The organism is Georhizobium sp. MAB10, assembly GCF_045012825.1.
In the GTDB taxonomy this organism is placed as follows: Bacteria; Pseudomonadota; Alphaproteobacteria; order Rhizobiales; family Rhizobiaceae; genus Georhizobium; species Georhizobium profundi.
Map to the genome: position 1 here is coordinate 1,755,704 of NZ_CP118314.1, position 13,280 is coordinate 1,768,983.

A 13,280-nucleotide genomic window follows, 5' to 3' on the forward strand; every position below is an offset into this window, starting at 1 on the left:
CGCTCCGTCAGAGCTGAGCGAGCAGTTCCGGCGTCGGCCATGCGTCTGCGGGCATGCCGAGGCGAAGCTGTTCGGCGCGCACCGCATCGCGGGTGCCCGCACCGAGAATGCCGTCAATGTCGCCGACATTGTAACCACGCGCTTGAAGGCGGCGCTGCAGGTCCATCATCTGTTCCGGGCTCAAGCCAGCCGGGGGATTGCCGGATGCATAGCGATCGGCTCCAGCAAGGCGGGTGCCAAAATAGGCCGCCGAGGTCGTGTAGATGAAGGATTGGTTCCACTCGAGATAGACGTCGAAATTCGGGTAGGCCAGGAAGACTGGCCCGAAGCGACCCTGCGGCATGATCAGACGCGCCTGCATGCTGGCATCCGGCAGGGAGCCGTTGCGCGCGGAAACGCCGAGCGACTGCCATTCGCCGACGGTCGCGCCGCCGGAAAGACCGGTGCGCTCCCAAGGCAAGCTTTGCGGAATGGTGACTTCCTGGAGCCAAGGTTCGCCAGCGCGCCATCCGAGGCTGCGGATGAAGTTGGCGCCCGTCAGGATCGCGTCGGCACTGCTCGTCTTGACGTTCACATGGCCATCGCCATCGCCGTCGACGCCGAATTGGATGATGTCGGCCGGCAGCATCTGGACCTGTCCGATCTCGCCGGCCCAGGCGCCCGTCATCGTCGCGGGGTCGAGGTCACCGCGTTCGGCCATGGCAATGGCGCCGATCAGCTGCGGACGGAAGAGCGCGGGACGACGGCAATCATGTGCAAGCGTCGCAAGCGCATTGACGGTGTTGATGTCGCCCTGAACGGCACCGAAATCGGTTTCCAGGCCCCAGAAGGCGGCAATAACCGGTCCGGGTACACCAAATTCCTGTTCTGCGCGCGCGAAGACGGAGGCATGGCGCTGCAGCATGGCCTGGCCCTGCTGCATGCGATTGTTGCTGATGATCCGCTGCGAAAACTCGATGAAGTTCATGCGGAAGACGCTTTGGCTGCGATCGTGGTTCAGCACCTGCTGATCCTGGCGCGCGCTGCCAAGCACCCGATCCGCTGCTTCCGGCGATAGGCCCTGAGCGACCGCTTCGGCGCGTACGCCCTGCAGGAACTGCCCGAAATCTCCGCCACACTGCTGGGCGAAGGCGCTCGTTGCCATGAGCGTTGCGAGAAGTCCGGTTCCGATGCCGAGAAGGCTCTTCCTGGCAGATGTCGTGATCGTCATAGGCTTGGTTCCCCAGCTGGTATCCGTCGATGTCCCGCGCTCGCAATGCAGGCGGATATTGGCTCAGTTGTGGCAGGTCGTTCGCTTTGCCTCAGCTCGTCGCATTGGACAGCCAACGCCGCCATTGCTCGATGGTACCGTTGAAGACGTTGATGTCGGTGTTGCCTGTGATGCCCGGCACGATGCCCGTGCCCGTATACTGCCAGAACGTCCAGGAATGTCCGGGGTAGAGCGTATCGGGATGCTCCGCGACGGCGCGCAGCCACATCGGGTAGTCGAGGAAGTGGCCCTCGATGTTCTCCCGGTGAAAGTCGATTGTCGTATAGATGATCGGGCGCTTGCCGTAGTGCCGCTCGAGCGCGTTCAGGAACACCTGCATTTCGCTGCGCACTTTTTCAGGCGGCGGGCGCAGGCGGCATGTGGGCGACAGGTGGTTCCACTCCATGTCGAGCACGGGCGGCAGGGCATCGCGCTCGCGTGGAACGTTGCGGATGTACCACTGCACCTGTTCGATCGCCGGACGGCAGAAATAGAAGAAGTGGTAGGCGCTGCGCGGAATGCCGGCTGCGCGACTGCCTGCCCAGTATTCCTCAAACTTCGGGTCGAACATGTCGCCGCCCTCTGTTGCCTTGATGAAGGCGAAGGAGACCCCCGCGGCGCTGGCCGTGTTCCAATCGATCGTGCCCTGATATTTCGACACGTCAATGCCGTGGACCGCATAGGTCGACGGCGACCGGGCAAAATCTTGCGGGTCGTTGTCGCCGAAGCGGGGAGCGTTGACCGGAGAGATGTTCAGGATATCGGTAGCGGTGGTGCTGCAGGCTGAAAGAGCGGCCGTCATGACCAGGATCAGGAGAATGCCGGCGCGTCTTATCATCTAGGCTCCGCGAATCAGGAGGGGAATCATCGCTCCCTTCCTAACGGCTCGTATCCGCCGACTAAAGCGGCAGCTCAGCGACCATTCGACCGCGTGATGACGACGATCCTCGCATAGTCGCGGAAGAGGGTTCGGGCTTCCACATGCGCGCCTTCGCCGGCCGCAGCCAGTTTGGCAGCGTCGAAAAGATCGGCGCGCGGCGTGACGTGGAACCGCGCCAGCCACGCCTTCAACAGTCGGCGAAATGCCGGCGGCAATTCAACCTGCTGGCCGAAATCGACGATGTGGACGGAGCCACCGGGTTTGGTGGCCTTGAGTGCTGCGGCAATCGCCTGCTGCCAGCTCGGGATCATCGAGACGGCGTAGGAGATGAACACGCGGTCGGCCTTGTCGAAGCCGAAGAGCGCCTGGCAGTCGAAATCTGTCGCATCGCCTTCTGCGACGATGATCTTTCGGAAGTGTGCGGACCGATTGATGTTGCCTCGCGCGGTCTCCAGCATCTGCGGCGATATGTCGATGCCGTAATAGCGCGCATCGGGATAGCGCTTCGCGGCGGCCAGGAGGTTGCGTCCGGTGCCGCAGCCGAGCTCCAGCACCGTGCCACCGGTCGGGGCTGCCAACGCGTCTAGCATCTGGTCCCGTCCAAGCAGGTAGTATTTGCGCGTCAAATCGTAGATGTGGCGCTGATAGCGGTAGACGCCGTCCATCAACACCGCGTGCTCGGCGGATTGCGCGCGTTCCAGCCCCATCATGCGCCTTTGCGCTCATACACATGGAAGCCGCCATAGATGGCGGATCGATCGCTCGCGTAGCCTTCCGCGCTGGCGGCTTCATTGTAATTCCACTGGTCGAGAAGGACGGGCAGGAGACGGCCTGGAAGAATGGACGGTTCGCCGGCCGTGCGGAAGATCACACGCGCACCTGGTGCGGCCGTCCGGCAGATTTCCGTCCAGAGCGCGTTCAGCTGCGCGTCGCTCATCCAGTCCTGAGCGTCGAGCAGGACGTAACGATCGACCGACGACGCAGGCTTGTCGGCGAGCAGCGCCGTGAAGCTTTGGTGGTGGACGAAGACGCGACCGGCGTTCTCTCGCAGTGGCGCATGATGCTGGGCTTGCAGGTAGGGCGGCAGCGAGCCTTCGTCCGGCTCGGGGTAATGCCGGGCAAATGCTTGCCAGGCGAAGTAATTGTTTTCTAGAGGAAACTGGCAGGTGAGTTTTTCGAGGCGTGTCCGCAAGACGTTTGTCACGCGCATTTCCGCATCGGCCGCAGCCAGCTCTTCATATTGAGCGGGCGGAATGCCGAGCCCGAACAGCGATGCCTTGCTGCGCGTCAGCAGGCGGATCAGCGGCTTGTCGAAGAGCGGCGCGAGCTGCTCGTCGAAGAAGTGTCTCTGCTCGCGCATGGAGCGCGTCTGCATGATCTCTGCGGGGTTCACGCCATGGAGCCGTGCGGCCAGATGGCCGGCGGAAATGAAGAGACCGAGAAGCCCGCTTCGGTAGAAATTGCGGTCGAAAATCGTGACGCGTTTCCGCCCGTTGAGCCCGCGACCTTCCCAGTAGGCGCGGCTTTGCGCATCCAGATGCGGTGCGACGAACTGGTGGTAGGCAAGGCTGTTGTGTGACTGGTGCGTGCCTGCGAAGAAGCGGAAGAAGTCGCTCTGGCTCGGAAGATGCGCGACACTGGCGAGCTTCAACTTGTTCAAGGCGATATGCGCGCGGTTCAGATCGACCACGTCTATTCGCGCCGGTGCCCGTGTGAGATAGGACAGAACGTTGCAGCCGCCCGAACCGATGGTGACGATGCGGCTTTCCGCCGTCAGGGCCATGGCCTGCATGTCGACCTCCGGGTCCTCCCAGATCTGGGGATAGACGAGACCCGAAAACACGAAGGCAAAGAGGCGCTCGGAAAGACCGGCTTTGCTGATCGGCGAGTGACGCAACACGGCGTCGCGGATATGGCGGGTCTTCCGGCCGGGCAGGCCTCGCGTGATACCGGTCATGGCAGGCGATTCTCCCTCGCGCTTCGATGGGAAAACTGCCTAGCGGGGCGACATTACAGCCCTGTGACGGCGCAGCCGGGCGCGACGGAAGTCGATGATGTGTCCAAGCATCCTCTAAAATTTCGAGGCTTGCTTTAACACTTCATCAAACTTTATCCAGTTTCTACGCTAACCAATGCTTAATGCTTGAAATGGTAGCTTTTTCACGATCGGGATCATGAAGATCGGGATGGTGGATGCTTTCAGACGTTATTACGAGCATAAGAGCGCGCTATGCCTTTGCTGGCACGGCTTTCGGCTCGATTTTCACGTCAGCGGCCTTCGCCTACGATGCAGCGGTGATCCAGAGCGCTGAGCCTTTCACGTCGCTGGTCCAGACCAATCCCGTCTACACGGCCGTGGCGCTCTTCCCGGCGATGATGGGCTACACTTTCTTCAAGGTCGGCGAATCCCGCGCACGGCTGGTTGCCGAGCTGGAGCGCCGCATCGAAGCCGAACACACGCTCGAGCACAATGCGTTTCACGATTCCCTGACATCGCTGAAGAACAGGCACGCGCTGGAGTGCGACGTTCTCGATCGGATCGCCGAGGGTGTCGGGCCGAACAATCGCCCGGCGCTGATGCTGCTCGATCTCGACAAGTTCAAGTTCATCAATGACACGATGGGGCACAATGTCGGCGATGCGATCCTGCTTGCGCTGTCCGATCGGCTGCGGGCGGCCAGCGGTCCGGAGCAGGGCATCTACCGGCTCGGAGGCGACGAATTCGTCATTCTATGGAGTGGTGGACCGTCTGCCAAGGTCATCAATGCGTTCTGCGATGCGCTCGTTTCGCTGATCTCGTTTCCGTTCGAACTGGGAGACCTGCGGCTTGCGACCGGCGGCAGCATCGGCGTGACGTGGCTCGGCCCCGACGACAAGACCATGTCGGATGTGTTGCGCCGCGCCGATCTGGCACTTTACCGCGCAAAGGAAGTGCCCGGCAGTCATTTCGTTCTATACGATAGCACGCTCGCCTACGAGGCCGAGCAGCGCATGATGATGGAAAAGGACCTGCGGCTCGCCATCGAGGAGCAGCATTTCTTCCTCGAATATCAGCCGATCGTCCATCTGGAGACCGGCCGGGTCAAAGGCTTCGAGGCGCTGGTGCGGTGGCAGCGCGGCGACCTCGTCGTTCGTCCCGACATGTTCATTCCCGTCGCCGAGAAATCGGGCCTGATCGTGCCGCTTGGCAAATGGGTGCTTGCGGAAGCCTGCCGCCATGCAAGCCTGTGGCCTGCCGATGTCGGCGTGTCGGTGAACGTTGCGGGCGAGCAGTTCAAGGATGTGGGCTTTGTGGCGATGGTGGAGAGGACGCTCGCCGAAACCGGCCTCGATGCGCGGCGGCTCACCATCGAATTCACCGAATCTCTCTTCAGTGTCGACGTGGATCTGGTGCGCGGCAGTCTTTCCCGCCTCAGAGCGCTCGGCGTGAAGCTGGCGCTCGATGATTTCGGCACCGGCTTTTCGTCCATCAGCCACTTGCGATGCTTCCCGCTCGACACGCTGAAGATCGATCGGTCGTTCACCGAATCCATGCTGACGGACGAGCGCGAGGCGGAACTTGTCGGCGTCATCATGAAGCTATCGCAGGCCTTCGATATCTCCACCACGGTGGAGGGCGTCGAAACCGAAAGCCAACTGGAATTCATCCGCAAGGCAGGCGCCGGCGATGTCCAGGGATTCCTGTTCTCAAGGCCCGTACCCGTGGACCAGGTGCCGTCCGTCATTGCCGAGACGCGCCATCGGCAACGCAAAAACGATGCATCGCCCGCTGCTGCCGCCAGCGCCGCCATCGTCAAGCTTCCCAAGCGCTATCAGGCCTGATCAGAAGCTCTTTTGGCTGGTTAGCCGAACTCCAGTTGCAAACCTGAGATCTATCGATCATGGCCACGGGCATCGCGTAGCGAGCCCGTGGCGAACTATGGTTCTGCCGGCTTATGCCGTGCTGCCTGCGCCGCCTGCTGTCGGTGTCGTGACGATCACGGCTTCGCCAGGCTGTAGTACTGTCTGGTCGCAGGCGCGCAGCGTTTCGGTGGATCCGTCCTTGCGGCGCACTTCGGTCTTGCCGCATTCGCCGTCGCCGCCGCCCTTGATGCCGCGTGGCGGGTTCTTCCGGTGCGAGGAGAGGATCGCGCAGTCCATCTGCTCCAGGAAGCGCAGGGTCCGCTTGGTGCCGTCGCCCGCATGGAACGCGCCTTTGCCGCCGGAACCCGCGCGGATGTGGAAATCCTCGAGCAGCACCGGGAAGCGCATTTCCAGGATCTCGGGGTCCGTCAGGCGCGAATTGGTCATGTGCGTATGGACGCCGGATGTTCCGTTGAAACCCTTGCCGTCTGCGCGGTAACCGGCGGACGAGCCGGAGCAGATCGTCTCGTAGTACTGGTAGGTCTCATTGCCGAAGGTCAGATTGTTCATCGTGCCCTGGCTGTTGGACAAGGCGCCCAAAGCCCCGAAGATCGCATTCGTCACGTGCTGCGACGTCTCCACGTTGCCGGCAACGACGGCGGCCGGGTAGGTGGGCTTCAGCATGCAGCCATCAGGGATGATGATGTTGATCGGCCGCAGGCACCCCGCATTCATTGGGATCGAACCCTCGACCATCACCCTGAAGCAATAGAGGACGGCAGCCCGCGTCACGGGTTCCGGCGCATTGAAGTTGTTGGCCATGACCGGAGACGTGCCGGTGAAATCGACCGTCGCTTCCCGCTTCTCCCGATCGACGCTGATCCTGACCTTGATCACCTGGCCGGTATCGGTCGGGTACTCGTATTCGCTGTCGGAGAGGGCCTCGATCACGCGGCGCACGCTTTCGGCGGCATTGTCCTGGACGTGGCCCATATAGGCTTCCACGACATCCAGCCCGAAATTGGCGATCATCCGGCGCAGGTCGGCGACGCCCTTCTCGTTGGCGGCGATTTGCGCCTTCAGGTCGGCGACGTTCTGGTGGACGTTGCGGACCGGGTAGGGGTGCTCCGTCAGAAGTTCGACGAGCTCGTCCTCGCAGAAGCGCCCCTGATCCACGAGCTTGAAATTGTCGATCAGCACGCCTTCCTCGTCCACTGTCGTGGCCAGAGGCGTCATGGAGCCCGGCGCCGACCCGCCGACATCGGCATGGTGGCCGCGCGACGCTGCATAGAAGAGGATCTCTTCGCCCGCGTCGTCGAACACAGGCGTCACGACGGTGATGTCCGGCAGGTGGGTGCCGCCATTATACGGAGCGTTGAGCGCGAAGACGTCGCCCGGGCGCATCGCGCTGCCGTTCAGCCGGATGATCGTCTCGACGGACCGGTCCATCGAGCCGAGATGCACCGGCATGTGCGGGGCGTTGGCGACGAGGGCGCCGCTGCGGTCGAAGATGGCGCAGGAGAAATCGAGCCGTTCCTTGATGTTGACGGAATAGGCCGTGTTCTGAAGCGTGATGCCCATCTCTTCAGCGATCGCCATGAAGAGGTTGTTGAACACTTCGAGCATGACCGGATCGGCCTTTTCGGTTCCGATCGCGTTGGCGCGCTGCATCTTCTCGTGCCGCGAGAGCAGAACGTCGTTGCCGGGCGTCACGGTCGCGCTCCAGCCGTCCTCGATGATGATCGTCTGGTTGGGCTCGATCAGAAGTGCTGGGCCGCGCAGGCTGGCGCCGGGAGCGAGTTCCTCGCGCCGAACGATGCGGGCGTCATGCCACGCGCCCGCGGAATAGAGCCGGCGCGTGGGGCCATCGCCGACACCACGCGTCGTTGCGGCGGATGCCTCTGTCGTCGTTGCGACCGCCGGGCGCTCGCTTGCTTCGACGGCGACCGCCTCGATGATCACCGGTTTGTCGGGGTAGATGAAGCCGAACTGCGCCTTGTGCGCTTGCTCGAACTCTTTGCGCGCAGCATCGATGTCGCCCGAAAAGACGACCGGCAGCGCGGTGTCGGTGCCATCATAACGAAGATGCAGCAGAGCGCGCGTCTCGATCCTGGCGTCCGTCGCGCCTTGCGCGATCATTTCCCTGGTGGCCTCGGCCGAGAGGCGTTCGATCTCCTGCGTGGTGCGATCGACGCTTTCAGCCTTAAGAGGAACGATCAGCGCCTGCTCGCGCGAGGCAAACAGCGTCGCCTGGCCGATGCCATAGGCAGAGAGAAGCCCCGAGAAAGGGTGGATGAGGATCGATTCCATGCCGAGCGCATCGGCAACGAGGCAGGCGTGCTGGCCGCCGGCGCCGCCGAAACAATTGAGCAGGTAGCGCGTCACGTCGTAACCGCGCTGGACCGAGATCTTCTTGATCGCGTTGGCCATGTTCTCGACCGCGATCTTGACGAAGCCATCGGCGATCTGTTCCGGCGACCGGCGTTCGCCCGTCACTTGCTCGATCTTGTCGGCCAGTTCCCCGAAGCGGGCGGCGACGATATCCACGTCCAGCGGCTCGTTCTGGTTCGGGCCGAAGATCGACGGGAAATGATCAGGCTGGAGCTTGCCAAGCATGACATTGGCGTCAGTGACGGCCAGCGGGCCGCCGCGGCGATAGCAGGCCGGCCCCGGGTCGGCACCCGCCGAATCCGGGCCGACGCGAAGACGGCCAGCCTCGAAATGCAGGATCGATCCGCCGCCTGCGGCGACGGTATGGATGCGCATCATCGGCGCGCGCACGCGCACACCGGCCACTTCCGTATCGAAGGTCCGCTCATATTCTCCATCATAATGAGCGACGTCGGTGGAGGTGCCGCCCATGTCGAAGCCGATCACCCGCCGGAAGCCAGCGACTTTCGCGGTTTCGACCATGCCGACGACGCCGCCTGCCGGCCCGGACAGTATTGCATCCTTGCCCTGGAAGAAATCGGCTGCGGCGAGCCCACCGGAAGACATCATGAACTGCAGGCGCATGCGGTCGAATTCGGCGCCGTTTCCGGCGGCAATCTCGCCTGCGACGCGGTCGACATAGCGGCGCAGGATCGGCGAAAGGTAAGCATCGACCACCGTGGTATCGCCACGGCCAACGAGTTTCGCGAGCGGCGAGACCTTGTGACTGACCGAGATCTGCGAAAAGCCGATCGACTGCGCAAGTTCTTCTGCCGCCGCTTCGTGCGCCGGAAAGTTCCAGGCATGCATGAAGACGATCGCGACCGCATCGATCCCGTCGTCTCGCACCGCCTGCAACTCGGCCTCGAGCGATGCGGGATCGAACACACGCTCGACAGTGCCGTCGGCGCGAACGCGCTCGTCGACCTCGATCACGCGGGCGTAGAGTTGCTCGGGCAGGATGATCTCCTTGGCAAAGATATCCGGCCGCGCCTGATAGGCGATGCGCAACGCATCGCGGAACCCCTTGGTAATGACAAGAGCCGTGCGGTCGCCCTTGCGCTCCAATAGGGCATTGGTCGCAACGGTTGTGCCCATCTTGACCCGGCCGATGCGGTCGGCTGCCAGCGGTGTACCGGCTTCAAGACCCAGCAATTGGCGAATGCCTTCGATCGCGGCATCAGCATAAGCGCCGGGATTTTCCGAAAGCAGCTTCTTCTGCACCAGCATGCCGTCCGGCGATCGCCCGATGATGTCCGTGAAGGTGCCGCCGCGATCGATCCAGAAGTCCCACTCAGCCTGCATAAGCTCGTTGTCCCGCGTTCCCTGTTTTGCTTGTGATGCCCCGCCATGCTGCGCCTGTCCAGCGGTGCGTTTCCGCGTCGGTAGCCTCACGCGATATTACTTAGGGTAATATTTCGATGCGTAACCTCTGTTGTTGTGACGCCGTCTGTTTTCAAGGGAACGCATCACTACATCTGTCGTTGTAGCGCTATCGAATACAGAAAAAGGAGCAATAAAATGCGTAAGTTTCTGATCTCTGCCGCGCTTGTCGTTTCCACGCTGGGCCTTGCGGCCTGCAGCGACAACGTCGACGAAAATGCAACGGGTTCTGTCGACAACACGGCGCCGATGGAACAGCCTGCAGCCCCGGCCGCACCGGCTGACGATCCGGCCGTTACACCGGCACCGGTACAGTAATACCCTTCGCTTTCCGCTTCGGCGGATAGCCAAGATAGGCCGGCGTTTGCGCCGGCCTTTTTTGTGTTCTTCCGCGCTCTGCTGCGATGCGGCAGGTGAGGCAACTTTCCATCTCGATTCGTCCCCTCAAATCGAATAGTTTCTGGCGATGTCTTTCTGGGCCAGACTCATCGAACTCGTCGGCGACGCCGCTTCTGACGCCATTTCTCGCGTCATCGAAGCTGTGCGCACGCTGTTCGAAGGAGATCCGGAGACGCGCCGCCGTGTCGCCTTTTCCGTGGCGATGATCGCGCTGTCCGCCAAGATGGCGAAGGCCGACGGCGTTGTCAGCAATGCTGAAGTGCAGGCCTTCAGGGACATATTCTCGATCCCTCAGCAGGAAGAAGAGAACGTCGCGCGGCTTTACAACCTCGCCAAGCAGGACGTTGCGGGCTTTGAGCACTATGCGCGACGGCTGCGCGGGCTCTGCGAAGGCGGCGAAGAGCGCTGTCTCATTCTCGAGGACATTCTCGACGGGTTGTTCCACATCGCCAAGGCCGACGGCGCCATCCACGAGCGCGAGCTTGGGTTCTTGCAGCGGGTCGCCGAGATCTTCGGCATTGATGAAGACCAGTTCGCCCGCATCATGGCGCGGCACGTCCATGTCGATGGCTTCGATCCTTATCTGATCCTTGGCGTCACACGAGACACCGACCTCGCCGAGATCAAGAGGCGCTATCGCCGCGCTGTCGCAGAAAACCATCCTGACAGGCTCTTGGCACGCGGCGTTCCGGAAGAGTTCATCACCATCGCCACGGACCGCACCGCGAAGCTCAACGCAGCCTTCGAAGCGATCGAGCGAGACCGCATCGCTGCATGAGTGAAAGTCATTTGGAACCCTTCTCCCCCGACTGCGATCTTGTCAGCGCGGTGCACCCTGCCGCGAATTTCAACGATCGTGTGGATGGCGGTCCGATCGACGTCTTGCTCCTGCATTATACCGGGATGGAAGATGAAGATGCCGCCATCAAGCGGCTGACGATCGCCGAAAGCTCCGTCTCCTGCCATTACTTCGTGAAGCTCGATGGCACGCTGTTGCAGTTCGTGCCGGAGGACAAGCGCGCCTGGCATGCGGGCATCAGCGCGTGGCATGGTGTGCCCGACATCAACAGCCGGTCGATCGGCGTTGAGATCGCTAATTCCGGGCATGATTTCGGATATCCCGAATTTGCCGCGCCCCAGATCGAGACGATCAAGGCGCTTGCCATCGACTGTGGCCGGCGTCGCCACATTCCTGCTGAGCGGATTCTGGCCCACAGCGACGTCGCGCCATCCCGAAAACAGGATCCTGGCGAAAAATTTCCCTGGGCCGAATTGTTTCGGGCAGGCATCGGGCATTATGTCGAGCCGGCGCCCATCACCGGCGGGCGCTTCTTTCAGCGTGGCGATGCCGGTGCGCCGATCGAGGCCTATCAGTCAATGCTCGCTCTTTATGGCTACAGCGTTGAAATCGATGGCGTGTTCGGCATCGCGACCGAGCAGGTAACCAAAGCGTTCCAGCGCCATTTCCGGCCCGCTCTGGTTGACGGAATTGCCGACAGCTCAACGATAGATACATTGCATCGCTTGCTTCAGGCATTGCCAAAATACAGATAAATTCGCTGCATCGTCATATGCACAATAGGCGATTTAACATTCTGCAACATGTTGTTATTTGGCGGGTCATAAACTCGCCCTCCAGAGCCCTATACATCCCTCGCCATTGTCGTGGCCGGTCACGAGACCTCGGGGCATCGTGGTTGTGACTGGTCTGAACTGGGTGTTTCGGGGGCGTTGCCTATTGCCATAGGGCAGGCTCGTTCCTGTTCTGTGGAGTATATTACTGATGAAATTTGTACTGACGGCGACGTCGGCAGCCCTTTTGAACGTGCTTGTCGCAGGCTGGGCATTGGCAGAGACCGATGCAGCTGGCGAAGCGAGAGAAACAGCCGCAGCGGCGTCATCCGAGGCACGGGCGGTCAAGCCGATGTTCCACCAGTCGCAGCACGGACCCGTCATGGACAGCTATGTCGAACGTCCGACTCGTCCCGCCGCCGAGCCTGGGCAGGAAGCCGCTGAAAGCGGAGATGCTGGAGAAGCCGATGCGGCGACGGAAGCTGCATCCAGCCAGGGCGCAACAACTGAAACGACCGAGAAGCCGATCCAGGAGCAGACCCGCGTTTCCGGTTACGCTGCCAATCCGTATGGCAGCCTGATTTCGAGCTATGCTGAAGCGCATGGCATCTCGGAGAGCCTCGCACACGCCGTGGTTCGCGTCGAAAGCAACTTCCGTTCGGACGCGACCGGAGCGGCTGGCGAGATCGGCCTCATGCAACTGAAACTGTCGACGGCACGGATGATGGGCTACTCCGGCTCGCGCAGCGCTCTTTACGATCCGGAAACCAACATCAAGTACGGAATGCGCTACCTCGCAAAGGCACAGAGCCTCAGCGACGGCTCGACCTGCGGAACGATCTTGAAGTATAATGCCGGCCATGGTGCCAAGCGTATGAACCCGGTTTCGGCGCGCTATTGCAGCAAGGTGAGTGCACTTCTTCAGTGATCTCTGACGGATTTTCGATACCCGAATTCGGGCGCGAGGCTTAACCGCTTCGCGCTCGGATGTCTGGGGCAACAGGCCGGGTCTCTCCTCACGGAGGGGCCCGGTTCCGTTTTTGCAGCCCGAACGGTCGGAACGCGCTGGACCGGAGATGGCTTTCAAGGCTATCAGGAGCCGCCAGTCGGCCGGGCAGCCGCGCTCCGCAAAAGGTCGAAAGGCCGCGGGGTGAGGAAAGTCCGGGCTCCACGGAAACACGGTGCCGGATAACGTCCGGCGGGGGCGACCCTAGGGAAAGTGCCACAGAAAGCAAACCGCCTCGCTCAGGCGAGGTAAGGGTGAAAGGGTGGGGTAAGAGCCCACCGCGTCGCTGGCGACAGGGACGGCACGGTAAACCCCACCGGGAGCAAGACCGAATAGGGATGACGCGGCCGCCCGCGAGGGCAGCCAGCCCGTTTCCGGGCCGGTCATCCGGGTGGGTTGCGCGAGGCGGAACGCGAGTTCCGTCCCAGATGAATGGCTGCCGCGTTCGGCGTCCCAACGGGCGTCGGGCCATACAGAACCCGGCTTACAGGCCGACTGGCAAATTCCCTGCAAAACAG

Annotated in this window: 10 protein-coding genes and 1 other RNA gene; 6 read left to right on the forward strand and 5 right to left on the reverse strand. The window is 62.0% G+C overall.

Annotation, left to right across the window (positions count from 1 at the left end):
* Nucleotides 1-7: 7 nt before the first annotated feature.
* The 4 genes from PU133_RS08105 to PU133_RS08120 all read right to left on the reverse strand — a co-directional run bounded on the left by PU133_RS08105 (nucleotide 8) and on the right by PU133_RS08120 (nucleotide 4,086).
* On the reverse strand, nucleotides 8-1,204 hold the full coding sequence (locus PU133_RS08105; protein WP_404864479.1) for a lytic murein transglycosylase: 1,197 nt from the start codon (nucleotides 1,202-1,204) through the stop codon (nucleotides 8-10).
* A 97-nt stretch (nucleotides 1,205-1,301) separates the two neighbouring features.
* Nucleotides 1,302-2,087 (reverse strand): GH25 family lysozyme, encoded by a 786-nt coding sequence (locus tag PU133_RS08110; protein ID WP_404864220.1) that lies wholly within the window; start codon nucleotides 2,085-2,087, stop codon nucleotides 1,302-1,304.
* Between the two features lie 74 nt (nucleotides 2,088-2,161).
* Nucleotides 2,162-2,839, reverse strand: coding sequence for a class I SAM-dependent methyltransferase (locus PU133_RS08115; RefSeq protein ID WP_404864221.1), 678 nt, complete (start codon nucleotides 2,837-2,839; stop codon nucleotides 2,162-2,164).
* Complete coding sequence (locus tag PU133_RS08120; RefSeq protein ID WP_404864222.1) at nucleotides 2,836-4,086, reverse strand: DUF3419 family protein; 1,251 nt, start codon at nucleotides 4,084-4,086, stop codon at nucleotides 2,836-2,838. Before PU133_RS08120 ends, PU133_RS08115 begins: the two co-directional genes overlap by 4 nt.
* A gap of 236 nt (nucleotides 4,087-4,322) precedes the next feature.
* On the opposite strand from PU133_RS08120, the gene PU133_RS08125 reads away from it, so the two are divergent.
* Nucleotides 4,323-5,951 (forward strand): putative bifunctional diguanylate cyclase/phosphodiesterase, encoded by a 1,629-nt coding sequence (locus tag PU133_RS08125; RefSeq protein WP_404864223.1) that lies wholly within the window; start codon nucleotides 4,323-4,325, stop codon nucleotides 5,949-5,951.
* Nucleotides 5,952-6,062: 111 nt separating this feature from the next.
* On the opposite strand, the gene PU133_RS08130 is transcribed toward PU133_RS08125, so the two are convergent.
* On the reverse strand, nucleotides 6,063-9,707 hold the full coding sequence (locus PU133_RS08130) for a hydantoinase B/oxoprolinase family protein (protein ID WP_404864224.1): 3,645 nt from the start codon (nucleotides 9,705-9,707) through the stop codon (nucleotides 6,063-6,065).
* Between the two features lie 216 nt (nucleotides 9,708-9,923).
* Here PU133_RS08130 and PU133_RS08135 point away from each other — a divergent pair, with 216 nt between their 5' ends.
* The 5 genes from PU133_RS08135 (at nucleotide 9,924) to rnpB (ending at nucleotide 13,265) form a co-directional block, all read left to right on the forward strand.
* Complete coding sequence (locus tag PU133_RS08135) at nucleotides 9,924-10,103, forward strand: hypothetical protein (protein WP_404864225.1); 180 nt, start codon at nucleotides 9,924-9,926, stop codon at nucleotides 10,101-10,103.
* 148 nt (nucleotides 10,104-10,251) lie between these two features.
* Nucleotides 10,252-10,962: a DnaJ family molecular chaperone gene (locus PU133_RS08140; RefSeq protein ID WP_126009418.1), complete on the forward strand. Its 711-nt coding sequence runs from the start codon at nucleotides 10,252-10,254 to the stop codon at nucleotides 10,960-10,962.
* Nucleotides 10,959-11,738, forward strand: a complete 780-nt coding sequence (locus tag PU133_RS08145) for an N-acetylmuramoyl-L-alanine amidase (RefSeq protein ID WP_404864226.1) — start codon at nucleotides 10,959-10,961, stop codon at nucleotides 11,736-11,738. The genes PU133_RS08140 and PU133_RS08145 overlap by 4 nt, the downstream gene beginning before the upstream one ends.
* Before the next feature lie 370 nt (nucleotides 11,739-12,108).
* Nucleotides 12,109-12,684, forward strand: a complete 576-nt coding sequence (locus tag PU133_RS08150) for a lytic transglycosylase domain-containing protein (protein WP_404864480.1) — start codon at nucleotides 12,109-12,111, stop codon at nucleotides 12,682-12,684.
* A gap of 174 nt (nucleotides 12,685-12,858) precedes the next feature.
* Nucleotides 12,859-13,265, forward strand: an RNA gene (gene rnpB / locus PU133_RS08155) — RNase P RNA component class A.
* Nucleotides 13,266-13,280: the final 15 nt, after the last annotated feature.